This window comes from Paraburkholderia sp. JHI869 (assembly GCF_038900775.1).
In the GTDB taxonomy this organism is placed as follows: domain Bacteria; phylum Pseudomonadota; class Gammaproteobacteria; order Burkholderiales; family Burkholderiaceae; genus Paraburkholderia.
Genome location: NZ_JAYMSC010000005.1, coordinates 115469 through 140537 on the forward strand (window position 1 = coordinate 115469; position 25069 = coordinate 140537).

General features: G+C 62.1%; 22 protein-coding genes. 12 read left to right on the forward strand and 10 right to left on the reverse strand.

Going from position 1 to position 25069, the window contains the following annotated elements; genetic code table 11:
* Window positions 1-31 precede the first annotated feature (31 nt).
* From VSR72_RS11605 to VSR72_RS11620, 4 genes are all read right to left on the reverse strand, one after another.
* Window positions 32-1216, reverse strand: a complete 1185-nt coding sequence (locus VSR72_RS11605; protein ID WP_342952518.1) for a chromate transporter — start codon at window positions 1214-1216, stop codon at window positions 32-34.
* The gene (locus tag VSR72_RS11610; RefSeq protein WP_342952519.1) at window positions 1213-2196 is read right to left on the reverse strand and encodes a chromate resistance protein ChrB domain-containing protein; all 984 of its coding nucleotides are present in this window, start codon (window positions 2194-2196) and stop codon (window positions 1213-1215) included. The genes VSR72_RS11605 and VSR72_RS11610 overlap by 4 nt, the downstream gene beginning before the upstream one ends.
* Before the next feature lie 230 nt (window positions 2197-2426).
* Window positions 2427-3065: a hypothetical protein gene (locus VSR72_RS11615; protein WP_342952520.1), complete on the reverse strand. Its 639-nt coding sequence runs from the start codon at window positions 3063-3065 to the stop codon at window positions 2427-2429.
* A 65-nt stretch (window positions 3066-3130) separates the two neighbouring features.
* On the reverse strand, window positions 3131-4042 hold the full coding sequence (locus tag VSR72_RS11620) for a universal stress protein (RefSeq protein ID WP_342952521.1): 912 nt from the start codon (window positions 4040-4042) through the stop codon (window positions 3131-3133).
* 262 nt (window positions 4043-4304) lie between these two features.
* Between VSR72_RS11620 and VSR72_RS11625 the strand changes: the two genes are divergently transcribed.
* Window positions 4305-6593 carry a heavy metal translocating P-type ATPase gene (locus tag VSR72_RS11625; protein ID WP_342952720.1) on the forward strand — a complete coding sequence of 763 codons (2289 nt, stop codon included), beginning with the start codon at window positions 4305-4307 and terminating at the stop codon, window positions 6591-6593.
* A 131-nt stretch (window positions 6594-6724) separates the two neighbouring features.
* Here the strand turns inward: VSR72_RS11625 and VSR72_RS11630 are convergent, their stop codons facing one another.
* Entirely contained in the window at window positions 6725-7564 is an 840-nt protein-coding gene (locus VSR72_RS11630) for a phosphatase PAP2 family protein (RefSeq protein WP_342952522.1), read from the reverse strand.
* Window positions 7565-7830: 266 nt separating this feature from the next.
* Between VSR72_RS11630 and VSR72_RS11635 the strand changes: the two genes are divergently transcribed.
* The 11 genes from VSR72_RS11635 to VSR72_RS11685 all read left to right on the forward strand — a co-directional run bounded on the left by VSR72_RS11635 (window position 7831) and on the right by VSR72_RS11685 (window position 19964).
* Window positions 7831-8520, forward strand: a complete 690-nt coding sequence (locus VSR72_RS11635) for a response regulator transcription factor (protein WP_342952523.1) — start codon at window positions 7831-7833, stop codon at window positions 8518-8520.
* Window positions 8510-9790, forward strand: a complete 1281-nt coding sequence (locus VSR72_RS11640) for a HAMP domain-containing sensor histidine kinase (protein WP_342952721.1) — start codon at window positions 8510-8512, stop codon at window positions 9788-9790. Before VSR72_RS11635 ends, VSR72_RS11640 begins: the two co-directional genes overlap by 11 nt.
* A 115-nt stretch (window positions 9791-9905) precedes the next feature.
* Window positions 9906-11303 carry a TolC family protein gene (locus VSR72_RS11645; RefSeq protein WP_342952524.1) on the forward strand — a complete coding sequence of 466 codons (1398 nt, stop codon included), beginning with the start codon at window positions 9906-9908 and terminating at the stop codon, window positions 11301-11303.
* Entirely contained in the window at window positions 11300-12367 is a 1068-nt protein-coding gene (locus VSR72_RS11650; RefSeq protein WP_342952525.1) for a metal transporter, read from the forward strand. Before VSR72_RS11645 ends, VSR72_RS11650 begins: the two co-directional genes overlap by 4 nt.
* Before the next feature lie 41 nt (window positions 12368-12408).
* On the forward strand, window positions 12409-15522 hold the full coding sequence (locus tag VSR72_RS11655; protein WP_342952526.1) for an efflux RND transporter permease subunit: 3114 nt from the start codon (window positions 12409-12411) through the stop codon (window positions 15520-15522).
* Complete coding sequence (locus tag VSR72_RS11660) at window positions 15515-16030, forward strand: DUF2127 domain-containing protein (protein ID WP_342952527.1); 516 nt, start codon at window positions 15515-15517, stop codon at window positions 16028-16030. Before VSR72_RS11655 ends, VSR72_RS11660 begins: the two co-directional genes overlap by 8 nt.
* Window positions 16031-16204: 174 nt before the next feature.
* A complete protein-coding gene (locus VSR72_RS11665; protein ID WP_342952528.1) occupies window positions 16205-16621 on the forward strand; it encodes a plastocyanin/azurin family copper-binding protein in 417 nt (138 codons plus the stop codon).
* Between the two features lie 1062 nt (window positions 16622-17683).
* Complete coding sequence (locus VSR72_RS11670; protein ID WP_342952529.1) at window positions 17684-18481, forward strand: anti-sigma factor; 798 nt, start codon at window positions 17684-17686, stop codon at window positions 18479-18481.
* A 3-nt stretch (window positions 18482-18484) separates the two neighbouring features.
* A complete protein-coding gene (locus VSR72_RS11675; protein ID WP_342952530.1) occupies window positions 18485-18778 on the forward strand; it encodes a hypothetical protein in 294 nt (97 codons plus the stop codon).
* A 57-nt stretch (window positions 18779-18835) separates the two neighbouring features.
* A complete protein-coding gene (locus tag VSR72_RS11680; protein WP_342952722.1) occupies window positions 18836-19378 on the forward strand; it encodes a hypothetical protein in 543 nt (180 codons plus the stop codon).
* A gap of 64 nt (window positions 19379-19442) precedes the next feature.
* Window positions 19443-19964 (forward strand): hypothetical protein, encoded by a 522-nt coding sequence (locus VSR72_RS11685; protein WP_342952531.1) that lies wholly within the window; start codon window positions 19443-19445, stop codon window positions 19962-19964.
* Between the two features lie 558 nt (window positions 19965-20522).
* Here the strand turns inward: VSR72_RS11685 and VSR72_RS11690 are convergent.
* The 5 genes from VSR72_RS11690 to VSR72_RS11710 form a co-directional block, all read right to left on the reverse strand.
* The gene (locus VSR72_RS11690) at window positions 20523-21380 is read right to left on the reverse strand and encodes a hypothetical protein (RefSeq protein WP_342952532.1); all 858 of its coding nucleotides are present in this window, start codon (window positions 21378-21380) and stop codon (window positions 20523-20525) included.
* A gap of 163 nt (window positions 21381-21543) precedes the next feature.
* A complete protein-coding gene (locus VSR72_RS11695) occupies window positions 21544-21981 on the reverse strand; it encodes a hypothetical protein (RefSeq protein WP_342952533.1) in 438 nt (145 codons plus the stop codon).
* 734 nt (window positions 21982-22715) lie between these two features.
* The gene (locus VSR72_RS11700; RefSeq protein ID WP_342952534.1) at window positions 22716-23030 is read right to left on the reverse strand and encodes a DUF4148 domain-containing protein; all 315 of its coding nucleotides are present in this window, start codon (window positions 23028-23030) and stop codon (window positions 22716-22718) included.
* A 367-nt stretch (window positions 23031-23397) separates the two neighbouring features.
* A complete protein-coding gene (locus VSR72_RS11705) occupies window positions 23398-23703 on the reverse strand; it encodes a hypothetical protein (RefSeq protein WP_342952535.1) in 306 nt (101 codons plus the stop codon).
* A 73-nt stretch (window positions 23704-23776) separates the two neighbouring features.
* The gene (locus tag VSR72_RS11710) at window positions 23777-24604 is read right to left on the reverse strand and encodes a tyrosine-protein phosphatase (protein WP_342952536.1); all 828 of its coding nucleotides are present in this window, start codon (window positions 24602-24604) and stop codon (window positions 23777-23779) included.
* Window positions 24605-25069: the final 465 nt, after the last annotated feature.

Here is a 25069-nt window from a genome sequence, read left to right on the forward strand (position 1 = left end):
ATGCATTCCTCGCAGTTAACCCGCACGCGGGTTACCAGGCGTGCAGATGGAGAAGCGGATAGAGGGCAAGGCCAATCAGGGCGGCTGCGACGACGATCACGGGCTCTGGCAGTTTCCTGAAGCGCCACAGCAGCAGCACGGCTGCGAGTGCGATCAGCGCGGTTGGCCAGTCGATGACCGAACGCCTGGCAATGACGACGACCGAACCGGTAATTGCCCCTACGGCAGCAGCCGTAATGCCATCGACAAACGCCTTCACAGCAGGCAGCCGCCCATACTTCTTGAAGTACGGTGCGGGCAACACAGTGAACAGGTAGCACGGCAGAAACGTTCCGAGCGCGGCAACGCAGGCACCGGCCAGTCCCGCAACCAGATAGCCGATGAAACCTACGGTGATGACGACCGGCCCCGGCGTAATCATCGCGACGGCCACTGCATCGACGAACTGTTTGTCGTTCAGCCAGTGGTGCTCGGTGACGACACCGCCATACAGGAACGGCACGATCGCGAGGCCCGACCCGAATACGAACGCACCCGCCTTCGTGAAGAAGAGACCGATCTGGCCGAGCAACGGGAGATCCAGTCCACTGAAGACTCCAGCAAGTGCAGGTGCCTGTGTCACTGCTAATGCATTGAGCCCGCCTTTGCCCAGCCACCGGGGCGGCGAGCGGCGCAGCCAGTTGACGACGCCTCCCGCGATGAAGAGCCACGCAATCTCCGATTCCGTGGCAACCGTCACGACTGCGAGAGTCAGGAAAACAATCCAGAGCAGGCGGTCGGTTCCGAGCGTCTTGGTCGACAGCTTGTACGCGCTCATCGCGATGATGCCGACCACTGCCGCGCCGACGCCGTAGAACACCGCCTGCATCCACGACAGCCCGCCAAAATGCGCGTAGGCCCAGCCCAGCGCGACGACCATCAGGAACGAAGGCAGCACGAAGGCAAGGCCAGCGATCGTTGCTCCGAGAAGGCGGTAATGCACATAGCCGAGATAGATGCCAAGCTGCGCGGCGAGCGGGCCGGGCATCATTTGGGCCAGTGCCAGCCCTTCGCGGTAGTCCGCTTCGGCAATCCAGCCGCGATGCTCGACCAGATCGCGACGCATGTAGCCGACGAGCGCGACCGGCCCACCAAAGCCGACCGTGCCGAGCTTCAGCATATAGCGCGCCATTTGGCCAAGCGTGTAACCGGGCACATGCGCCGTCGTCGTGCTCATGGCCGCCTTCCCCTATCGCCGCCTTTTTCGCTCGCCGCCGCGAAGTGCGTGTACATCGAATCGAGCACTGGACTCATGGCATCGAGCAATTCATCGTCGCCGGCCGAGCGCTCCCGAGTACCGGCCATGACCGCTTCGAACCCGATGGCTTCCGGCACGCTTGCGCCGCCTACGTCGAGCGCGTGAACCATGGCGCCGAGGCGCAAGAGTGCCGGGTCCCTGTCGAGGCCGAAGCTCGCCAGCAGCACTTCGAATGTGACGCGCTCTCCCACATGGGTAAAGACGGCGCCATCGAAATCGAATCCGAGTGCGTCCGCCGGGCAGACGTCCGGTGATGGCAGCCAGATGAAGCGCGCGTCGCGGTCGATGAAACGGCGAATCAGCCATGCGCTCGCCACACGGTCGACCCACATCCGCCTGCGGGTCGCCCAGGTCCGCCCCTGATAGTCCTCGACGGAAAGCGAGCGGATTGCGCGGTCTGCCGCGTGTGGCTCGCCGGGCGAGAGCACCGTGTCGACGTGCGCCACAAAATCCTGCCAGGCGGCCTCGGCGCGCGTTGCCGCCTCGCCCGGAAAGAAGTCGATGGCGACGATGGTCTCGTAGTCCTTGCGCAAGCGCCGCATCACCTTCGTCAGTTCCGCGGCGGACTGGCCCGAGACCGTCTTCCGGGCATCGGCGAGCGTGCGGATGAGGCCGTCGTACTCGTCAGCGCGATCAAACAGCACGCGGAATTCGGCCTCCTGCGACGCGTCAAGACTAGGCGCGCGCAGCAGGTGGGCTGTGCCGCCGCTTTCGCCAATCGCGACCGAAAGCTCCCGCAGCACGCCCTCGCGCGCTTCCGTATAAGGCAAGAGGTAGATGCCGTCGCGCAGAACGGCGCAGCCCTTTGCCTTGAGTGCGCGCCAGAAGCGCATACGCGCCGTCGCATTCTCGGTGGGCAATGTCAGTACAAGGACCGACCAGGTCGATAATGATTTCATGTAGATTATGCTACTGCTGTGTAGCGTCATCTACAAGTTAACTTTAGAGTGCCGCCGATTGGCTGGCGCGACTGGATTGCGGGCGATGGCCGCACTGGCTGAGCCTGGTAGCGATCGGAGCAGAAGGGCTCCTCACGGATAAATGTCGCAGGGAGGAGTTCGCACCGATACATACGTCGACTGCACGAGTGCGTTGTCGCGCGCGCCCCCGGCGTCTGAATATTCCCTGGTCAAGGTTTAGCTGAACTAGCATCGTTTTTTTCCGACTGCCTGATTTGCCGCCGCCATCTCAGCTTGTGCTGCTCCAGCAACAGCCTCCAGTCGAGTTTCATGAGCACGTAGACAAACGCGAGCAGCGCGAGTTGCGAGAGCGCAAACCCTAGCCCAAGATACTTTCCGTCAAACAGGGATTCGGGATCGACGACCGAGGATGCGAACCGTCCGAGATGCGCCCAGATCACATAACTCACCGTGCGCCCGGCGAAAAACGCAGCGCCGATAAATCTGAGCGGCAGGCCAGACAGTCCGTAGGCAATGAACAGATAGTTGGACGGAAACGGGCTCAGCGCATAAATGAGAAAAGCACCGGCCGTCTTCTTCTTGTGCGTCCCGAGCCACGCACTGACCACATCAATGTTTTGCCGATCCGCCTCGCGTATCCAGCGTCCTCTTACGATCGATCGAGCGAAGGTAGCAAGCGCAAGCCGACCGAGTGTTGCCGCGCTGGCCGCCACGAGCGCAAAGAGTAGTGTGCTGCCCTCATGGAGATTGAACCCAACCCACGACATCGCCATCCAGGTGGGTGGCGCAAATGCCGGCATGATATTGATGAGAAACACAACGAGAAACAGGATCGCCAGGGTCTTCACGTCGACCCTCCATGAACGCGTCCGGGCACACCTCGAACGATCCCATGAGCACGACGGCCATGGTATTAACCGGCCGACGCCGGAACAAGCAGCAGCGGCATCGCTGTCAGCCTCACTTCCCGCTCCGCAACGCTGCCAAGCAGCCAGCGCGTCAGACCGCGCCGTCCGTGAGTTCCCAGGACGACGAGCTGCGCCTGCCAGTGCCGCGCCTCCCGATCAATCGCGTGAGGCACGTCATCATACGTATTCGCGGTCTTGAGGATCGCCGTCGTTACCGCCCATTCATTCTGCTGGTCGTACGCAGCAAGTTCGTCGGCCGCCGCCTTGACAGCAATTTGCCCGCTCTTCGTCAGCGTGTCTTCGAGATATTCTTCAAAGGGCCCCGTTCCCGGCGCAAGCAACCGGTCGACGATGTAAATGACTCGGCAATCCGCACGCGGCGCAACCAGCCGCGCCCCCACACGCATGGCAGCCACGGACGCATCGCTACCATCGGTCGCGAAGAGAACCCGGGACGGGTATTCGTCCGATGCAGCCTCATAGTCGACCGGTACGATCAGGATTGGCGAGTGTAGCCGCCGGGCAAGCGGCGCGGAAACCTCGCCCTCCACCCAGCGTAAAAAGGCCCCTTGATGGCGCGTTCCGAGGACAACAAGATCGGGGGACCACTGCGACACCGCCTCGGCGAGCGCGTGGACGAGGTCTCCGCCCTCTCTGCAAAGATCGATGAGTTGCCCCTCAAGTTCAGCGCCGCAGCCATCCAGCGCGGATTGCCCGGCCTGGATTGCCTCCCCAGCGTCACGCCTTAGCTCCTCTCGCGCAGCACTGAGCTGCGACCCAGCCCAGTTTCCGAGCGGCACGAACGTGCGAGGGTTTTCCGCGACAGAGACGACGCGCACGGTGGTACCTGGATCCACGAGCCGCCTCAGGTACTGGAGCACCGCGCCGGAGGCTGGCGTGGAATCGACAGCAACCATGATCCTCGCAAAGGGCGTGGACGCATTCGTGCCAGGTATTTGGGTCATGGTGGACCTCGCGATCAAGGGCGAAATATCACTCACTACTCTGCCTTGGATATGGCGGCGACGTATGATGCAGATCATCCTGCTTTGCGGTCGAGCCATCAAGCTGGACCGTAGTTATCTGTCACGGCGATCTGCCACTGCCGTCCGCTTCTGGCACGTCAGGAAACGTTCCCCTGGGGGATCCCCGGTCGAACGCACGAGGTATGCCCCGGCCATGCGCTACATCGCACGATCGCTGAATGTGTTCCTGCTTGGCGTGAGCACGGCGACACTGGTCGCTGGACTTGGCTGCTGGGTCGCCGGATTGGCTGAGGCGGCACGCGTCCTCTGGCTAGCAGGCACGTTGCCGGTCCTTGCCGCCCTTGCCGCTTCGATCGCAAGTGCGCTACGTCGCCGCGAGGCTGGGGTCGACATTCTTGCCGCGCTGGCCATTGTTTTCGCGCTGCTGCTGAACGAACGGCTGATCGCCGCCGTCATCGCTCTGATGCTCGCGAGCGGCCGGACCCTCGAAGATTTCGCACGCGCGCGGGCGCGGTCCGAGATGACAGCCCTGCTCAGTCACGCTCCACGTGAGGCCAAGCGATTCGACGCTGGGGAATGGTGCGCCATTGCACTCGACCAGATCGCGGCAGGCGATCAACTGCTCGTGCGTCATGGCGAAGTCGTACCCGTCGATGGAACCCTGAATGGCGCTGCCGAACTGGATGAGTCGACGCTAACGGGCGAATCACACATTTGCGCACGCGCATCAGGCGAAGTGATCCGGAGTGGTGTTGTGAACGTAGGTCCGCCGTTCGAGATGATCGCATCCACGACGGCAGCAAACAGCACATATGCGGGGATTGTGCGAATGGTCGAAACGGCCCAGCGTGGGCGCAGCCCGGCGGCGCGACTCGCTGATCGCTATGCGCTTGGGTTTGTAGCCTGTGCGATGCTCTTCGCTGTCGTAACCTGGATTGCGAGCGGCGAGGCGGTGCGGGCGCTCGCGGTTCTTGTCGTAGCAACACCATGCCCGCTGATTCTCGCCGTGCCAGTCGCTATCGTGTCGGGCATGTCCCGATGCGCGCGTCGCGGCGTGCTCGTCAAGGACGGAGGGGCGCTCGAACAGCTTGCGACTGCACGCACCCTGTTTTTCGACAAGACAGGAACGCTAACCGGAGGGCACGCACGCCTTGTCGCGATTGAGACCGATCCAGCGGACACCCCGCAGCGCGTGTTGCGCATCGCCGCCTCTCTTGCGCAGGCTTCGGGTCACGTGATGTCCGAGGCGGTCACGTCCGAGGCGCACGCGCGCCACCTCGAACTGTCGGTTCCACAAGGCGTGCGTGAGACCGCCGGCGCCGGAGTGCAGGGAACAGTCGATGGCCACGCGGTTGCGATCGGATCTTTCGAGTTCGTATGCACGACGGCGCCTGCTGCTCCCTGGAGTGAACGGCTTCTTCGTCGCGTCGCCTACGAAGGCGCATCCGCGGTCTTTGTCAGTGAGGACGGGGCCATGACCGGCGCAATCCAGATGGCGGACCGAATCCGTACCGACGCGCCACGCGCACTGAGGCTGCTACGTCGGGAGGGCGTGGAGCGCATCGTGATGCTGACGGGCGACCGCGCCGACGTGGCCGAAACTGTCGGCGCCATCCTCCAGGTCGATGCGGTACGCGCCGGCCAGACACCAGCGGGCAAACTCGCCGCAATCAACGAAGCGAAACATGACGGCTGCGTAATGATGGTTGGCGACGGGGTAAATGATGCCCCCGCACTCGCGACTGCCGACGTCGGCATTGCGATGGGCGCAAGGGGCGCGGCCGCGTCGTCCGAGGCCGCCGACGTGATCCTGCTGGTCGACCGGCTCGACAGGCTGGCCGAGGCACGCCGCGTGGCACAGCGCACACGCCGCATCGCGATTCAAAGCGTGTACACCGGTATGGGGCTCTCGCTGGTCGCGATGGGATTCGCGGCGATTGGCGTATTCCCCCCGCTTGCCGGTGCGGTGCTCCAGGAATTTATCGATGTCGTGGCGATTGCAAACGCACTGCGTGCGCTAAGGGATCCTGCAGGATCAGGCGGCTCGCTACCACCGGACTCCGCCGCCGAGCTGACGCGAGAGCATACGCAACTTGAACCGGTAATCGAACAGATCCGACAACTTGCTGACGAGTTACCAGGACTGCCCGCGACAACGGTCAAGGGCCGACTTGCTGATCTGGGAGCGCTGCTCAAACAGCAGCTTATCCCGCACGAGGCGCACGACGACGCGCAGGTCTACCCCCAAATCGCTCCGCTACTGGGCGGGGATGACCCACTCGCCTCGATGAGCGCCATGCACCGCGAAATCTTTCACGTTACCCGAACGCTCGCCCGCATGGCAACCGACATGCCAGCCGACGGCCCGGACTCCGACTGGCGGCGTGAAATCCAGCGCCTGCTCTATGGACTCTATGCGGTTGTCCGGTTGCACTGTGCACAGGAGGACGAGCTCTTTCATGCGCTCGACGATCGTGCATAACACGGCAGCGAACGTTCCTGGCCAACTCTGGATGCATGGTCAAATGTGGCGGCAGCGGGACACTTCAGCATCACCGTACCTGTGACCTGGCCGCGGCGTTACACGCGTGGGCGCCATACAGCCACTCGCCGCTAGCTCGCATAACGAACAAAATCGGCACTGTGGTGCAAGAAAATATGAATCGCAGCAGCAGTCAGAAACGTGAAAAGCGCAACCGCCCACAGCACGAAGGATTCTTGCCTGTCGCGGTCTCGCAGATGATGGGCAACAGACAGGAATGCGATCCAGGCCGTGCCGAGACTGAGGCCTGCCAAAATGTCCGAGAACCAGTGAACACCAAGGTATATGCGGGAAATGGATATCAGTGCGATGACCGCAGCACTTATCCCGACGATCCTGACCTGCACCTGCCTTCGATGGCCTCGACATACCAGGTAAGTGAGAAAGCCATAAACCACTATGCTCAATGTCGCGTGGCTGCTGGGGAATGAGAAGCTTTCAATGCCTTCGTAGATAGACGTCGGCCGTGACCGCTGAACAGTGAATTTGAGCAATTTGACTGACGTCGCAGCCGCCGCGATTGCTGCAACCCAGTAGCCGGCCGATCGCCATTCGCGACGTAGCAAAAGCGTAACCAGCACGGCAATTGAGACGGGTACCGTGACCGCCGCATCGCCAAGCTCCGAAACTGCCACCATCACATGGTCAAAGAGGGGCATGCGAAGTCCCTGCAGTCCCCTGTGAAGCATTCGGTCGACGGCGACCAGGGGGTCACCGCTGAGAATGTCTTCGAGAATACCGAGAAACAGCCAGACGCCTCCAAGAACCAGAACGACCGCCATAGCCAGCTTCACGAAGCCGGTACGGCGAAGCACAAATCTCCATCCCCCCTCGTGGCCGTTATCAGCAGCGCGCGCGATATGGGAAGATGCTCGCAGCAACTTGCTGATGAGGATGCTCAGCGGCTTCATTGGGAACGCTCCGGTAACCCGTGCGGAACAACCTTCGCTGCATTGGTCGCGCCAACCTCGATTTGACGTCAGGCACGCCGATAAAATGGATCGTTCGTTTGGGGTGCACTGAGACGGTAGCAGCAACTCTACCTGTAATCTAGGCGCTTGTTACGTGCACCAACGACGCAGAATAGCGAATCAAATGCCCTTGACCAATCCGCAGCGCGCGAATTTCTGCGGTAGCATCGACTCTCTCCCAGCCTGCGCGAGATGAACCGATTCCCATGAAGGTGCTCATTGTCGAAGACGATTCCTCGATTGCCGCGAACCTCTTCGATTACCTCGAAGCAGGCGGTTACGAGGTCGATCTAGCTTCCAACGGAAATGCAGGTCTGGAGTTGGCGCTCGCCCACTCATGGGACGCCATCCTTCTCGATCTGTCGCTGCCGGGCATGGACGGACTCACACTCTGCCGCAGGCTACGGGAAGAGGCGTGCAGGGACACACCGGTGCTGATGCTGACAGCAAGGGACGCGCTCGACAATAAGCTCGAGGGATTCACGCATGGCGCAGATGATTATCTGGTCAAGCCATTCTCCCTGAAGGAAGTGGGCGCTCGCCTTGGCGCGATGATCAAGCGCTATCGCGGCCAGGTCGCCACTATGGACCTCCGGTTCGCGAATGTGCGCCTCGACCTGTCGACGATGACCGCCGAACGCGCCGGACGCCCGGTCAAGCTACCGCCCAAATGTCTACACTTGCTGCGTATCCTGATGCAGTCGCCCCAACGCACCTTCACCCGCGCCGAGCTCGAATCGGAAGTCTGGGGAGAAGAGCTGCCGGACAGCGACACGCTGCGCACGCACATCTATACGCTGCGCCGGGCGCTCTGTGGGCCCGGTGAAGCCGATGTGATCGAAACGCTGCATGGTGTCGGTTACCGGCTCGTGGCGAGTGGTGATGATGCGAAATAGCCTGCGATTCAAGGTCGCCCTGTTCTTTTCGGTGCTGACCATCGCGCTACTGGTCGCCCAGGCGCTGGGCGTACGAGCACTGGCCGAAGCGCAGGAAGAGCGGCTGATCGCGGCGCTCATCCGTGACGACATGGCGAGTGTGCTCAAGAGCTACCAGGCCAATCCTGCGATGCTGCCACCGTTCGACGTACGTCTGAGTGGCTATGTTTCGAGCGCCGACCGCGTGCCCATTGCGCTGCCCGAAACCGTCGGGAATTTGCCTTTCGGTACGCACGAAATCATTATCGACGACCGGGAGATCCACGTCGCCATTGCATCCCTGGGCACGGCACGCCTGTACCGGGTCTACAACTTCAACGTCTACGAAAAGCATTTCAAGGAAGTCATCAACGCCCTGATGGGCGGCACTGGCATCTTTGCGCTCCTGACGATCTGGCTGTCCTTTGGTCTTTCCGGACTGCTGGTGCGGCAGGTCGCGGGACTCGCCCGCCAGGTCAAGACACTGCGGCTGGGTGAATCGGCTGCGATCCATCCCGGCAAATACGACGAAACCGAACTCGTCGGACTCGTGGAAGCGTTCAACGACTACCACCAGCGCATGGCGGACATGATGGCGCGCGAGAAGGAGTTCACAGGCAATGTCAGCCACGAGCTGCGCACGCCGCTTACGACCATCAAGACAAGCTGCGAACTGCTCGAGCAGGATACGGCGATCCAGGGCAAATCGCGCGCACGTCTGCAGCAGATCGAGCGGGCAGCGGACAACATGCGCGAACTCGCCAACGCACTGCTCATGCTCGCGCGGGAGGATTCTGCGCGCGAAGTCGAGCCGGTAGCCGTGGCGAAGATGATCGAAACCGCATTGACACCGTTTGCCGAGCAGCTCGCGCAAAAGGGACTCGAGTCGGTCATTGATATCGACGGCGAACTTCGTGTCGTGGCGAACCGCCCTGCGCTTGCGATCGTGCTGTCCAATCTCATCGACAATGCAGTGCGGCATACCGATCACGGAAGCCTGCACTTTCGCTACGCCAACGGCTGGCTCTACGTCGAGGACACGGGACCCGGTATTCCGGCGCACGCGATCCCGCATGTCTTTGACCGGTTCTACCAGGCGCCCTCGCCCGATACCCCGACGCCCGGGGTCGGGATCGGCCTGTCTATCGTCAGGAAGCTGTGCGAGCGCTACGGGTGGTCAATCGAGATTGGCAGTGAGCCCGGCAAGGGGACCAGCGTGTCGCTTCGGCTGCCGTCTGCGAGCCGGACCTGAGCCCGTCTCACCTAAATCGGGTCGGTTCTTGACGAAAACTTCACAACCGGTGGCGTAGCCTCCAACCCGAAAGCCGCCCGCGTGGGCGGCACATCGTCCGGGACGGAATGCCAGAATGCGCCGCGCGCTGTCGATTGTCTTCATCGTATTGACCGGCGTCGCCGGCTGTACGACCTATCATCCCCAGCCGATCGCCCCTGACCAGATTGCCCGGCAATTCGAGCAGCGCTCGCTTGCAAGCGAGGAACTGCATGCCTGGATCGCACGTGAAGCTGGCCATGAAGTCAGCCCATGGCCGCCGGCCGCCTGGAACCGCGAACTGCTTACCCTGGCGGCCTTCTACTACAGCCCCGCCCTCGACCTGGCCCGTGCGCAATGGGGCACGGCCAAGGCCGGCATCGATGTCGCCAACGCGATTCCCAACCCTGTCCTGCAGTTGCCGTTCCAGTTCAACACGCCCAACCCAGGGCCCGGGGCGCCCTTCACTTGGGGTCCTTCGCTCGATATTCCCATCGAGACCGCGCACAAGCGCGGCTATCGCGTCGACCAGGCGAGCCACCTTTCTGAAGCTGCGCGGCTGAACCTCATCACCGCAGCATGGACGGTCAGTGCGCAGGTCAGGGACGCCATGCTCGCCCTGTACGCCGCCCGTACGCGCATCGCCTTCCTGTCCACGAAGGCTGATGCCCAGCGGCAGATCACGACCATGAGCCGCCACCGTCTCGCAGTCGGCCAGTATTCGCAGCCCGATGTCGATGCGGCGGTGCTTGCCGACACCCAGGCCCAGAGCGACCTTGCGTCCGCGCGAAGTGCAGAAGAAGACGCGCGCGCCCAACTGGCCGCCGCCATCGGCGTGCCGGTCACGGCGCTCGACGGCGTGACACTCGACCTGAGCGCCTTCGGCACCGCCGCCCCTGCGCCACCGGCCGCGGACGCGCAGCGTGCGGCGATCTTTCATCGCGCCGATCTTCGCGCCTCGCTGGCCGATTACGCCGCGGCCGAATCGGCGCTTCAGCTCGAGGTCGCGAAACAGTATCCGGACATCCATCTCGGTCCCGGCTACACCTACGACACCGGCACCAACAAGATCGGCTTTGGACTGGCCGGCATCACGTTGCCGATCTTCGACCAGAACCAGGGGGGCATCAAACAGGCCGAAGCCAGGCGCAAGGAAGCGGCGGTCCGCACCGGCGCGCTGCAGGACAAGATCATCGGCGACCTCGCACACGCACTGGCGCGCTATCAGGCGAGCGGCGAGGCGCTGCAGATCTCCGACGCCCATCTGGCGAGCGCCCGCCGCCAGCTCGACAGCCAGGCGGCTGCATTCGCGAGCGGCAATGCGGACCGGCTGACTTACACACAGGCGAAAGCCGACTATCAAACGAGCGAGACCGTCCATCTCGACGCAGAAGTCGCCGTCCAGCAGGCTGCCGGCGCACTCGAAGACGCGATGCAGTTACCCCTCGCCCACGAAACAAGGAGCCCTACCCTCAGTGAAGGGACAACACGATGAAATTGCGGCTGATCCTCCTTATGGTTCTTTCGCTGGCCCTCTGCGCCGGCGCTGGCTGGTACATCATCAACCAGGCGTTCGACGACTCCGGTGCATCGACAGCCACGGCAGCGCCATCTTCACCGCAGGCCGCGGTGCAAACGGTCAACGGCGAGACGGTCGTGGTCGTGAGCGCCGACGCACAGCGAGCCGGCCACATCGAAGTCGCGCCGCTTGCGGCCGTCACGAGCCAGTCCGGCATCAGCGCGGATGCTATGGTCGTCGATCTGCAACCGCTCTTCGAACTGCGCAACCGTCTCGCCAGCGCACGCGCCGACGTCGACACGTTCGCCGCGCAGGCAGCCAGTTCACGCACGCAGTACGAGAGCAGTCGTACGCTCTTCGCCGACGACCGCAATGTTTCGCAGAAGACGCTTCAGGCCGCACAGGCGACGATGCAGGGCGATGCCGCAAAACTGCAATCCGCCCGGGTCACGCTGAACGGTCTTGACGGCACGATGCGGCAGCAGTTCGGCGATGCACTCGCGACCGCTGCAACGGCGCCGGCCTCGACGTTGTTTCAGCGCCTCCAGGCGGGTCAGTCGGTTGTGCTGCGCGTGACGTTGCCATCCAGCTTCGGCAAGACGCCGCCCGAGCGCATTGCGGTCGATACCCCCAGCGGCGGCACGGTGCCCGCCCTGAGGCTATCCGCTTCGCCCCTCGCCGATCCCGCCGTACAGGGCACGCCATGGTTTTACGTCGCGGGCATCGCGCTGCCCGCGAACCTGCGCACGAGCGCGCGCGTGCCGACCTCGAACGAAGCCGTTGCGGGGCTGCTGATGCCGGAGCAGGCAGTGGTGTGGTACGGCGGCCAGACCTGGGCATACGTGCGCACGGCGCACGACCGCTTCACGCGGCGCTACGTGCCGACGGCCAACGAAGGCGATCACGGTTTCATGGTGACGGCGGGCTTCCGGGCCGGCGACCAGATCGTGACGCAGGGCGCGCAACTGCTGCTCTCCGAAGAGACCAGGCCACAGGGCATCGGCACCGCCTGCAAGGATCCGCCCGAGTGTGACGACTGAGCTTCGCATGCCCTGCCCAGAACAACGCCACACACCGCCCCATGCTTGACGCAATCATCCGCTTTTCGCTGCGCTTTCGCGGCGTCATCTTCTCGCTGGCCGTCATGGTGGCTGGCTACGGGCTCTTTTCCCTCACGCGCGCGAAGCTCGACGTCTTTCCCGAGTTCGCACCGCCGATGAGCATCGTGCAGACGGCCGCGCCGGGCATGACGAGCGAACAGGTGGAGACCCTCGTGACACAGCCGGTTGAAAATGCCCTCGGCGGCATGACCGGCCTGCAGTCGATCCGCTCGCGGTCCATGCAGGGCCTCTCCTCGGTCACGCTCGTGTTCGACGACCATGCCAACGTAATGCAGGTCCGGCAGCTCGTTACCGAGCGCATCGCCGGACTCGCGGGCACGCTGCCGGCCGGTGTCTCGGCGCCCCAACTCCTGCCGCTCACGACGACGACGAGCGTCGTGCGCACCATCGGCCTGACGTCGAAAACGCGCTCGCTCGCGGACCTCTACGACATCGCGCAGTGGACCGTCAAACCACCGTTGCTGGGTACGCGAGGCGTGGCCGATGTGATCGTGTTCGGAGGTCAGACGCGCCAGATGCAGATCCACGTCGACCCCGCGAAGCTGATGCGCCACGGCCTGTCGATCCAGGATGTGATTGCCGCGGCGCGCCAGGCCACAGGCGTGCGCGGCGCCGGGTTCATCGAGAACAGCAATCAGCGCATTGCCGTGAACGCCGATGGCCAGATCGCGACGCCACCCAAACTCGCCGGTGTCGTGCTGCGTTCCAGCAACGGCGCAGCCGTGCGCCTTGGCGACGTTGCCAGCGTGACGTGGGGTAACGCACCTGCTGTTGGCGCAGCATCGATCATGGGCAAGCCCGGCGTGATGGTCGTGATGGAAAGCCAGTACGGGACCAACACGATGGCCGTGACCCGCGACATCGAAAAGACGCTCGCCGGGCTTGCGCCGGTGCTCGCGCGTCAGGGCGTGGACGTGAACACGAACGTCTTCCGGCCCGCCAACTTCATCGAGGCCTCCGTCGGTCACCTGCGCATGGTGCTCATCGTCGGCGCCTTGCTGGTCGTCGCTGTGCTGTTCCTGTTTCTGCTCAACGTGCGCACCGCCGTGATCTCTGCCGTGGCGATTCCCATGTCGCTGCTGGTCGCGATCATCGTGCTCACCGCGTTCGGCGTCAGCCTCAACACGATGACCCTGGGCGGCCTTGCCATCGCGCTGGGCGAGGTGGTCGACGATGCGATCATCGACGTCGAGAACATCTACCGCCGCCTGCGCGTGAACCGCACACTGGCCCAGCCGCTTCCCGCATTTCGCGTCGTGCTGCGCGCTTCGCTCGAAGTGCGCAGTGCCGTGGTCTTCGCCACCTTCATCGTGATGCTGATCTTCCTGCCCGTGCTCACGCTCACGGGTATCGGCGGACGGCTCTTTGCCCCGCTGGGCATCGCCTACATTTTCGCCGTGCTCGCGTCGCTGGGCGTCGCGCTGACGCTCACGCCCGCGATGGCGCTCGCGCTACTGGCGAAGGGACCGTTGACCGAGCGGGAGCCGCGCCTGATCGGGCGCCTCAAGACACGTTACATCGCGCTGCTGACAAAGGTCGAGCAACACGTGAAGGGCGTCATGGTCATCGTCGCGGTGATGTGCGCCGCGGCGCTTGCGTCCCTGCCGTTCATGGGCGGGAGCTTCATTCCGCAACTGCGCGAAGGCCACTACACCGTTCACATGGGGCTCGCGCCGGGCACCTCGCTTGTCGAATCGATGCGCATCGGCACCCAGGTCTCGCAGGCGCTGTTGCAGGTGCCGGGCGTGCTGCTCGTGGCGCAGCGCGCCGGCCGCGCGAACGGTGTGGTCGACCCGACCGGCGTGCAGCTCTCGGAATTCGAAGTCGACCTGAAGCCGATGGGCGCATCGGGCCAGAACTGGGCGCTCTACCGGATTCGCCAGGCGCTGGCGCGCTTTCCGGGCCTCTCCACTTCGGTCAACACGTTTCTCGAGGAGCGCATCGACGAAACCATTTCGGGGACGACAGCCCCCGTGGTCGTGAGTGTCTTCGGCAACAATCTCGACGTCATCGATCGCACGGCGCAGCAGATCGCCCGGCTCATCGGTACGATCCACGGTGTCGCCAGCGTGCGGGTGGACTCTCCCCCCGGGATTCCCGAACTCGACGTGAGGCTCAATCCCGACGCACTGAGCCGCTGGGGCTTTCGCCCGGTCGAAGTGCTCGATGCGATTCAGGCCGCCTACGCCGGCGTGACCGTCTCGCAGATTTACGAGGGCAGCCGCACCTACGACGTCGCCGTCGTGCTCGACCTGGCACAGCGCAGGTCGATCGGCGACGTGGGCAAGCTCATGGTGCGCAACGCCGACGGCTTTGCCGTGGCGCTCTCCACGCTCGCGACGATCCGGCAGGTCGCCGGCCGCTACCAGATCACGCACGACGGCGGCCAGCGCGTGCAGACGGTATCGGTCAATCTCGGCAGCCGGCCGGTCAGCAACTTCGTGAAGGAGGCACAGGCGCGTGTGAATCGCGAGATCAGGATGCCTTCGGGTACGTATGCCGTTTTCAGCGGCGAGAGCGAAGCACGCGCGCAGTCGCAGCGAGACCTGCTCGCGTACGGCGGGATTGCGCTGGTGGGCATCGCATTGCTGCTGTTCATGGCGTTGAAGAACCGGCGCGCCGTGCTGCTGGTGCTGATCAACCTCCCCTTCGCGCTGGTGGGCGGCGTCCTGGGTGTGGTCCTCAGCGGCGGGAACCTGTCACTTGGCAGCATGGTGGGCTTCGTCACGCTGCTCGGCATTTCGCTGCGCAATTCGATCATGCTGATCAGCCACTATGAGCATCTGGTGTATACCGACGGCCTGGCCTGGGACATGAACACCGCCGTGCGTGGCGCCTCGGAGCGGCTGGTGCCGATCCTCATGACTGCATTGGTCACTGCGCTCGCGCTGGCGCCGCTCGCTGCGACGAGTGGCGCGCCGGGCAACGAAATCGAAGGGCCGATGGCGATCGTCATTCTTGGCGGGCTCATCACCTCGACCGCGCTGAACCTTATCGTGCTGCCCACGCTGGCGTTGCGTTACGGGCGTTTCGCGCGCGACGAACTCGCCGAACCGGGGACAGCGAATGGGTGAGCCGGGTAAAAGGCGGTTGCTGGGCGAGAAGAATCTGCACCTGCTGTTCGAGTTGACCCTCGGGTTCAAGGCCGTCTTCGCGCTTGCAGAAATTGTCGCGGGCGTCGCCACATACCTGGTGCCGCAGCGGTATTTCCTCGCGCTTGTGCTGTGGGTCACCCGGGATGAGTTCGTCGAAGATCCGCACGATCTGGTGGCAAATATTCTGCTTCACATGGTGCAACACCTGTCCGTCGATGCCCAGAGATTCGCCGGGATTTACCTGCTTGCACACGGTGTGGTGAAGCTCTGGCTCGTGGCCGGCTTGTTGCGTGAGAGACTCTGGTACTTTCCTGTCTCGATCGTCGTCTTCGCGCTGTTCATTGCCTACCAGGCCTACCGCTTCACGTACACCCATTCGGTCTGGTTGCTGCTGGTAACGGCATTGGACGTCGTCGTCATCGCCCTCACATGGCACGAGTACCGGTATCTTCGAGACAACCGCAAGATCACCATCCCGGGTTCGTGATGAGGGCCACGCTCGGAATAGGCCTGCCACCGTCCACGTTTACTGCACATATCGCGCGCCGCAGAGAGCATTCCTGTCCTCGCACAGGAAGGGGCATTTGCGCACTCAAAATATCGCGCTCGGCAATCGCCCGACGCGAGGCACGCACGATATGTCGGTACAAAGGAGGCGACCATGTGTGCCACTTGCAGATTCACTATCCTCGCCGGTGTGATCACACTCGGGATGACATCGCATGCAAGCTGGGCGGAGCAAACCGTCAACGCGACATTGCTATCGAACTCGATCCAGCTCGGGACGCACAACGTGAGGGCGGGCCGCATCACACTTGAAGTCAGGAATGCTGCGGACAACAACATGGAACACGAACTCGTTGTACTCAAGACAGATCTCTCGGACGATGCACTCCCCGTCAGTAAGGGAGAGGTGCTTGAGCGCAGGCTGAACAAGATTGGCGAAGTCGAAGATATCGCCCCGGGCAAGAGCAAGCGCGTTTCATTCAGACTTGCGCCGGGCCACTACGCGCTGATCTGCAACAAGCCGGGACACTATGCAGCGGGAATGCATACCGAGCTTGTCGTGACGCCGTAGGTTGATGCCAACGCAGTTCGACTGTACTCGGCGGAAAGAGCAGCAAAAGTGCTGCTCGAACACGAGCGTCCACGACGCTTCGAGTGCCCTGTGGTGCCACACAGGGCACTCATTTGGCGATGCCTCGGCCATCTATGACGCGGGTTTGGCTTTGCGCGCAAAAAATCAAGGACATGCGATTTACAGATGGTTACAGCGGAGACTGCGCGCTATCACCTGGCTCTTGGGTTCTCACCTAGGCTATCGATATAAGACACGCTGTCCCTGCGAGGCGGCATAACCTGACTGAAGAGACGAGGATCATGAATCGCACAATGGTTTTTTCTGCACTTGGCGTCTGCGCTGCATGCTTTTCTGCTGCTGCATCAGCGCACGCTGATGTCAGCGTCTATCTCGGTGCTCCGGTCGCTGTGTACCAGGCCCCGCCACCGCTAGTCTACGAATCGCCCCCGATCGTCTATGCGCCCGCATACGGATACGGATATTCGGGCGACAACTGGGAGCGACGTCGCTGGCATGATAACGGCCGTCATCGTGGGTGGTACAAACGTCACCATGGGGATGACGACGAGCAGTAATCACCCCATCCGCGTGGGTGCAGGTGCAGAATTGCGACCACGGCGATTGGCAACGCACCGCCGTGTCGGACGGTGTAAGCAGGCTAGCGTGCACCACGAAGCTCGATGCAAGGGCCGCTGTATCAGGCGTCACAGCGACACCTCTTCCTCGAAGTAAAGGCGCTGTGCCGGACGAACGTCCACTGGCACGTGCGCTGCCTTTCCGTGGCACGAATGCCAAAATCACCTGAGCAAATCCTGTTTTCAATCACCGCGGAATAAAGGTGCATGTAGAACGTTTTCTCGGTGTCCTCAGTACGTTACGAGGCCGTGATGAAGATTCGACAGAATCTCTCTGAATCAATGGGCACGCTGGCACCCGAGCTGGGGCCTACCTGTCGGTACGGCGACGTCACGTCCTTTGTGGGCGCCCTGGCGCATGCGCTTGCTGCTCGCGGGGGGTAGCCCCACAGCGCCATCTCGTTGGCAGCATCGAGTTAGCACGATGAGCGACGTTCCTGATCCCGGTACAGCGTCAGGCTTCGGCGAACCGGAGCTGCGTGCGCTATCGGCATTCGTCGATGGTGAGTTGACTGCAGCAGAACACCAGGCACTCGGAGCACGGCTGGTCGCCAACCGGCGTGCTGCAAGCCTCGTCGCCCGCTATCGCGCGCAGCGGGCCGCCTTGCGCGTACTGTGCGCTGATCTTGACGCACAAACGACCACGTCGTACGTGCTGCTGCGCACGCGCACGTCCTGGTGGCGTCGCACGGCGCTCGCCGTCAGCTCACTCGCCGCCGGCGCTGCCCTCGCAGGGCTCGCCGGCGTGATTACAACGCCTGTTGCTCCGCAATCTGCGCAGATGGAATTTGCCGAGCAAGCCGACCTCGCTTACGTGGTCTACGCGCCCGAGCGCCGTCATCCGGTCGAGGTGACTGCCGCGCGCAAGGGGGCGCTCTTCGACTGGCTCTCGCAGCGCCTGAATCGACCGCTCTCAGCACCGTCGCTACAGGAGTACGGCTATGCCCTGCTGGGGGGCCGCCTTCTGCCGGGCATAGCCGGGCCAGCCGCGCAATTCATGTACGAGAACGGGGCCGGCGCGCGGCTTACGCTTTACGTGAGCCCGACCTCACAACGCGAAATTCCGATCCAGCTCCAGCGCGAAGGCAATCGCCGCACATTCAGTTGGGCAAACGACCACATGGGTTACGCGCTCTCCGGGCAGCTGACTGAGGGACAATTGGGAACGATAGCTGTCGACGTCTGCAGCGAGCTAGGCGGGCATCCCGAAAAGTGGAGGTAAAGCGTGCTGGATCGTAACCCCTTCCGCCGACGTGGCATCGCCATGTGTCGCCTTAAATCACTCGCAACTGTAATCGCGAAAATCGTTCGCAGCGACCTTGGCCACACCGAGTGCCCCGATCCGGTCGCGGAATATTTCGAAGTCAACCTACGTTCTTATAGCGGAGCCGAAATGCAGATGCGATCTCATCAGGTTCTCGAGGAGAAACATCATGATAGATATCGTGCTGCGCTCGTGCTCGCCGCCACCACACTTGGCAGTGCTCCGCAGAACAGCCGTGCCGACGAGACACGGTGAGTCCATCATTTTTCGCTCGCGACAGGCAATTTGCGCGACAGCCGCAAGGGAGGCCACATGTCACTCATCGTCGCAGCACGCTTTACGACATTCCCCGCAGCTGAAGACGCGGCACAACGGGTCATCACCGCTGGTTTCGTCGAGGAGGACGTCACACTGTTTTTCGTCAATCCGTCCGGCCAGCACGGATTCGAAAGCATCAGCGACGCAAACGCGAGGGAGGCGCCGGAGGGTGCCGAGATAGGCGTCACGATTGGCGCAGTGGTTGGCGCCCTGGCCGGCGTCGGTATCTTCGCAGTGTTTTCACCGCCGCCTATCGTTTCGCTGATCGCGACTGGGGTGAGCGCGTATGTCGGCTCATTGGTCGGCGCGATGGTGCGCACGCGTGAAGCCAGCAACGAAGAAACCCGTGAATCCGGCGTGCTGGTGGCCGTACACGTGACGCCGGACAGCCAGTTGGACGCCGCACGGGTTCTGCGCGATGCGGGAGGCGCGGCGATCGAACGCGCGACCGGCCGCTGGCAACAAGGGCGGTGGGCCGACTTCGATCCGCTCAAGCAGCCTGTGCCGCTCAACGAATTCAGTGTGAAGCACGCCTGATTTAAAGGAGTTTTTCGCTGAGAGTTTCTCCGAGTCAATCAGGAGACAAATTGTGCAACTTCACATGGATTCCCATCATTTCACCCACGGCCAGCTCGACTGGCGGGCCGCCGTGCTGGCAGGCGTCATCGCCGGCACTGTGTTCCTGGTGTTAGGGGTCGTCCTGATGGCACTGACGACTGGCGGCAGTCTGCTGGAGCCCCCACGCATGGTCGCCGCGATCATTCTGGGACGAGGCGCATTGCAATCGCCGCAAGCATTCTCGCTTGGCATCGTGCTCGCGGCCTTTGTCGTGCATTTTGCCCTTGCCATCGTATTCGCGCTTGTCCTCGGTCTGATCATGACGTCATTCAACCTTGACTCAAGCATGGGGATGGCTTCACTGGCGGGTTGCGCATTCGCTGTAGCCGTATACCTGATCAATTTCTACGGCATGACACGGCTTTTTCCGTGGTTCGCGGAAGCGCGCAACTTGGCGAGCGTGATCGCTCACATCGTCTTCGGTATCGTGGCAGCGAACCTGTACATGAGACTGGAACGCAACACATCGCGCAGGGCCAAGGCGGTCGCGGGCGGTCCGTCGTAGTCCGGTGCCGTGCTGATCGACGATCAGGCTCTGGAATCCGGCGTGCAACGCAAACGGAGCGAAGCCCTACGGACACAGTGGGCTAGTTTCCGCCCTCGCGGTGCTGGCCGATGGCCGGCTTGCCTCCGGGTCGACGGACCACACGATCAGGCTGTGGAAACCAGCCAATGGCGCGTGCGAAGCGACGCTCGAAGGGCACACCAGCGAGATCCCCGCGCTTGCCATGCGGGCCGACGGGCAGCGAAGCTCGCTGCGACCGTTTCCAGGAATGGTGCTCGGTCCGCAAGTATTGCTCCCTCAGTGGTTGCGTGGAAATGGCCGCTCAAGAATTGAAAGCCGCCGCCTACGGCTCTGCAGGTCGAAAGGCAGCTCAGGGTCGATTTAACCCGTTCGCTTTCGCGCCGAACCGCCGCTCTCTGAGCGTCCGTTGGCTGTAGGCAAACAAGCAAACCATCGGCGCGGCATCGCCTGGCCCTGGATCTACAAGGTGTGGGGCCACCCGCCCCCTGTTCCCTTTACCCATATCGGGAAGGTGGGAGCGGACGGGTGCAGCCGGCCTTACTGGCAGGACAGGACCACCAGGCCGTTGATATCGCCCGTGTTTGTAAGCTTCGCGCCATATGCGACCGCAATGAGCGGCTTCGTGGCATCAGTGCCCATCGGTCGCGCGAGCAGCGAAACGCCGCCTCCGATCGATCCCCCGCTTGAAACCGCGCTCGCCTTCGTGAAGCTCGCACCCGTATCGGCACCGATCGTGACCGTCGCAGTGAAGTTGTTCAGGTTCAGAGTCGCGAGATCGAGCGTCGCGGTAGCCGATTGCAACGAACCCGGCGCAACACTGCCTGACGCCGACGTCGGCGAGGTCGACATGAGCGCGCTGCAACTGAGCGTACCCGTGCCTGCAGTCAGCACGAGCGACGTGCCGACCGCGTAGTGCTCGCCCTGGTTCGCGTTGAAGGTGCCGCCACTCGTATCGGAGCCGTTGGTCCAGCGACCTATCGCGACGTAACCGCCTGCACCGTTGATGTCCGCGATCGTGCTGCCCTTCGTCAGCGACACCCCAAGGGTCGAGCTGCTGGCGACCGTGGTGAAGGCGCCACCATAGTTCGACTGCTGAACCTGACTCGCCAGTGGCGCATTGGCCGCCGTGATCGAGGTGCCGGAGCCGGACATGCCAGTTGACGTCAGGGTGTCCGGTGCGAGCACGACGTTCACCGCGCCCGACGCGCTGGTGACGATGGGCGCGGAACCGCTGTATTTCCAGTCGGTGTTCGTGGCCGTCGGCGCCGAAGCAGTCGCCGGTGCGGATGCAGCGGCATCCGACGAACCCGATGCGCCGCCACTGCCGCCACCGCATGCCGAGAGTGCGAGTGCCAGCACAGTTGCCGAAATAATGCTGAGGTTGGTCTTGACCATTCCTGTTGTTCCCCGATTGGTGTTGTATACGGTGTTTTGGCCTGATAGTTGACTGCCGATAGCGAGGCCTGCGCGCCGGAGTTTTCCGATACGGCTGTGGATTCGCTTTCACGCGGAAGATCCTGCGAGCCCAGTGATTTGAAAATTCGAAACTGATACCCGCTCATGCAGGCAACAGACGCACTGCGGGCTGATTGATATAGCGAACCGGTCCACTGGGCTCATCAGGCGCGGCAGTGAATACGAACTGCGACATCAGACAGATCACGAAGCCGAGCAGCTGCGCGACTCGCCTGGTCGAGAAAAACGCGCTCGTCCCTCGAACACGCGTAACATATTCACCTGCTCTAGGAATAAAGTAAGTGCCAACCACTGTGCCTGGAGCAGACTCGTCCATCACGTGCCGGCTTCCCTGAATGAATCGTGCAAGCAACCCGGCGCCCATGAATGCCGCGGCAATGTGCAAGTAGCGAATAAAGCCAGGCTGAATGATGCCGTTATATTCTTCGTAGAGGACGAGATTAACGTAGACGGAAATCGCTGTAGCTAAGAGACAAAATATTCCGGTGATCGCCCATGATCTTTTAATTCTTGTCACCATCTAACTTCCGAACAGGTTACGAGGGAGAAGCCATATTTCCGAACGCTCTGAGCTCCCCAAGCCCAGTTTGAAGGGCTGGTACTTAGCGGTCTACGCGCCGCCGACCGCAGCTGTGACGGTCGCCGCAGCTCCACCATCGGGCGCGTGTGCTAGCCAGGAAAGCGAATATCGCACGCTTACGCTCGCTTCGCGCCAGGACATGCAATTGACGTTGCATTGCTTTTTCCCCCATGCACGAGCAAGCGTGACGAACCCCAGAGCGGTCTGTGTCCTGCGTCGTTTAAACTCACTTTCCGGTACTTATACGAGACTATCGGCAAACTTCAGACTAATCTTTAGCGCTGGTACCCGATTTAATGCTACATGCATTAATGCAATCAAATCGATGTTCTTTGAAGGCAATTTGAATGCTTCATGCCTTTTGAACTCTGCTGCTGGGCGACGAATGTAGTGCGGTCATTGAAGCCGCCTCGCGTTCAGATCGAACGTCCGCTATCGGATTCCCTCAGTCTCCCTAGTGGGTGACTACGGAAGTTCGCCGGTCACGGCGATCCGCAACGCGTGCGCTTCCGATGGACTTCTGGGGATTGGGGCGTGTGCTCGCCCAGGTTGTCGCTCAGCTAACGGGGCATCTCGTGGGGGCAGAGGGCACCGCTGGCTGATTGCAGACCAGTTTCAGCGACGGGGCCGCAAACATGCGGATTGACCCCGTCTTTCACGATTTGGCGGAGTGGTCAGTAATCGTATCCCTGACTCTCAGGGGAGGGAGAGACGGTCGTAGCCGAACCCGATGCCGATGACCCGCTCGATACGCCGCCGTACCCGGTTGAGCCACTATGGGCCGCCACGCGCGCTTCTGCTGCCTGAATGTCTTGCGGGTAGTTGACGTCTTCGCCCCTTGAGGGGCTGTAGCCGGCCTGCTCAAGTTGCTCGAGTTCGGCGCGCACCTGGGCCCGTGTGACGGGCGCCTGCGTGTCCGACTGGGCGAATGTCGCGAACGATACGGCGAGGGCGGATGTGGCGGTGACTGCGAGAATAACCGATTTCACGACGACCTCCTTTTGAGCAGGGTGCATCGACACTGCCAACGTGGCACGCCGGCATTTATGACTGTATTCGCTGCCCAAATGCGGTTGAATAAGGCTAGTGTCCTAAATGAGGCTCGGGGATTACCTTATTCCGCGTGTGTCCCACCCTAACCAGTCCGGAACACTGTTTTTGGGCGACAAGAGCCATCCGCCGACACCGCTCACAGTGCGAATTCGATGCCGAGAAGGGCTGGGTTATGAGACGCATCGTCGGCTTCCTTCAGCAACCCGATTACCTGTTCTTCTGTGAACCGTGACTTCTCCATGGCAAGGTTTCTCCTGTGGCCTTGCCACTACCTTTACAGTGAGATACTTCAGAGGAGAAAGGTCAGGCGGACCGAATTCGTGAGACTGCCCGGATGACCGTCCGGCTGATCCGGGTCAGGACGCGTGGCTCGCGAGAGCCGACGCGCCGGCGCTCGAGCGTCCAATTCATCAGAAGCATCCACTTTTCTTCGCGCCGTACCCTCAGCTTGGCCAGGTCCGTTTGCAAGACGGCCCGCGCTGCCTCGAGGCGTGGTACCAGGTACTCTTCCGCTTCGCGCTCCATCTCTGCAAGATGATCCACACGTGCCCGAATCTGGGCATCAAGTCTCAGCAGGGCCACCAGTAGGTCTTCGCTACGTTGCCACATATTTCGAATTCCTCACCAATCAGATGTTCTTAATTGTCGCTGCGGCGTCCTTGCCGGCGTGCAGTCGTCGGCTTCATCGTTGCACAAGGTAATGCGCGCGCAGTTGCTCGACTTCCACGGCCATGACTTCACCCAGGAATTTCGCCATGCTGCCCCATTCCTGCTGGATTGTATGAAGCGACGCCAGCAGATAGCCGGGCCGGACCTCCAGCAACGGCATCGCTACGTCATGCGCAATCCCAAGCGAATTCAGACGGGTCAAGATCTCTCGAATGAGCCTTCGGTTCTGGTGGTTTGATTCCAGGTAGTTCGCGAGGATCGCATCGGGCGCCACGCCGAGCGCGGACAGTAGCAGGAGAGTTGCGAAGCCAGCTCTGTCTTTGCCAATGCTGCAGTGGTAAAGCAACGTAGGGCCCGCTTCCGCCGTCTTCAAGAACCGACCAAAGGTCGACTGATGCTTTAGAGGAAAGTCGCGGTACACCTGCAGCATGAAGTCGTCCATTTCTTGCCGTGTCGCGCTTCTCAGGCGCGGCACGAGCTCGACCATATTCATGCTGCCTTTCAGCACCGGGAGTGTCAGCCAGTTGAAAACGGCACCAAATGCACGTTCTTCATCAGACTTCTCTTCGGGCGAGCGAAAGTCGATGACTACGTCCAGTCCAAGCGTCCGAAGCCTGTCAATGTCGCTCGAACTGGCCATTCCTGGGTTACCGCTGCGGAAAAGCCGCCCCGCGCTGATGCGCTTACCCTCGTGGCCAAGCAGCCCTCCAAGCTCGCGCATGTTATGGATGTTGTCGAACAGGAACGGTGCACTGGGGGATCCCGGCTCGAAAGACGGTTCCCGGTAGCGAAACTCACCAGAGGTGACGCTAGAGAGAAGTGACGAGATTTGGCTTGACATTCCCACTTCAGGCATCCGCCGCTTAGGCGGTTGCGGTCCTTCGAAAGTTACGAGAGCGCCTATTCTTTATTGAGGCAGATCGACTCGTTTGTCATATCACGCCAAAATCTCCTGGGGGTGACCCTACGCGGCATCAACAGGTGTCGAGAAAGTTGCCTCTACACTTCAAAGCAGTCTTCGGGCACGAAACCGGGCGAATGTCCGGAGAGGGTCGAAAGTGTGAGGTCGCTGATGCAGGAAGCGGACGTCGGGCTGCTCGGTGTCGGCACAGTCCGCAAGCCGCGATATTGCAGACGTAGAACCTGGGTCGCGCCAATGTCGGCTTCGGCCGAACTGTGGACTCCGAGAAATCAGAGTGGATGACCAGACCGCTCGGTTAGCTGCCATCGGAAGCCGGTCCGCGACGCGCCGCATACGCCCGCCCTCTGTCCGCCAACGACGGCTTCAACCTGGAATAGACCCGTG

Excerpts from the sequence above, each read along its gene's own strand:
- VSR72_RS11605 (WP_342952518.1), bottom strand. The coding sequence starts at position 1,216 with ATGAGCACGACGACGGCGCATGTGCCCGGTTACACGCTTGGCCAAATG.
- VSR72_RS11610 (WP_342952519.1), bottom strand. The coding sequence starts at position 2,196 with ATGAAATCATTATCGACCTGGTCGGTCCTTGTACTGACATTGCCCACC.
- VSR72_RS11620 (WP_342952521.1), bottom strand. The coding sequence starts at position 4,042 with ATGGTTGCTGTCGATTCCACGCCAGCCTCCGGCGCGGTGCTCCAGTAC.
- VSR72_RS11625 (WP_342952720.1), top strand. The coding sequence starts at position 4,305 with ATGCGCTACATCGCACGATCGCTGAATGTGTTCCTGCTTGGCGTGAGC.
- VSR72_RS11630 (WP_342952522.1), bottom strand. The coding sequence starts at position 7,564 with ATGAAGCCGCTGAGCATCCTCATCAGCAAGTTGCTGCGAGCATCTTCC.
- VSR72_RS11635 (WP_342952523.1), top strand. The coding sequence starts at position 7,831 with ATGAAGGTGCTCATTGTCGAAGACGATTCCTCGATTGCCGCGAACCTC.
- VSR72_RS11640 (WP_342952721.1), top strand. The coding sequence starts at position 8,510 with ATGCGAAATAGCCTGCGATTCAAGGTCGCCCTGTTCTTTTCGGTGCTG.
- VSR72_RS11645 (WP_342952524.1), top strand. The coding sequence starts at position 9,906 with ATGCGCCGCGCGCTGTCGATTGTCTTCATCGTATTGACCGGCGTCGCC.
- VSR72_RS11650 (WP_342952525.1), top strand. The coding sequence starts at position 11,300 with ATGAAATTGCGGCTGATCCTCCTTATGGTTCTTTCGCTGGCCCTCTGC.
- VSR72_RS11655 (WP_342952526.1), top strand. The coding sequence starts at position 12,409 with ATGCTTGACGCAATCATCCGCTTTTCGCTGCGCTTTCGCGGCGTCATC.
- VSR72_RS11660 (WP_342952527.1), top strand. The coding sequence starts at position 15,515 with ATGGGTGAGCCGGGTAAAAGGCGGTTGCTGGGCGAGAAGAATCTGCAC.
- VSR72_RS11665 (WP_342952528.1), top strand. The coding sequence starts at position 16,205 with ATGTGTGCCACTTGCAGATTCACTATCCTCGCCGGTGTGATCACACTC.
- VSR72_RS11670 (WP_342952529.1), top strand. The coding sequence starts at position 17,684 with ATGAGCGACGTTCCTGATCCCGGTACAGCGTCAGGCTTCGGCGAACCG.
- VSR72_RS11680 (WP_342952722.1), top strand. The coding sequence starts at position 18,836 with ATGTCACTCATCGTCGCAGCACGCTTTACGACATTCCCCGCAGCTGAA.
- VSR72_RS11685 (WP_342952531.1), top strand. The coding sequence starts at position 19,443 with ATGGATTCCCATCATTTCACCCACGGCCAGCTCGACTGGCGGGCCGCC.
- VSR72_RS11690 (WP_342952532.1), bottom strand. The coding sequence starts at position 21,380 with ATGGTCAAGACCAACCTCAGCATTATTTCGGCAACTGTGCTGGCACTC.
- VSR72_RS11695 (WP_342952533.1), bottom strand. The coding sequence starts at position 21,981 with ATGGTGACAAGAATTAAAAGATCATGGGCGATCACCGGAATATTTTGT.
- VSR72_RS11705 (WP_342952535.1), bottom strand. The coding sequence starts at position 23,703 with ATGTGGCAACGTAGCGAAGACCTACTGGTGGCCCTGCTGAGACTTGAT.
- VSR72_RS11710 (WP_342952536.1), bottom strand. The coding sequence starts at position 24,604 with ATGTCAAGCCAAATCTCGTCACTTCTCTCTAGCGTCACCTCTGGTGAG.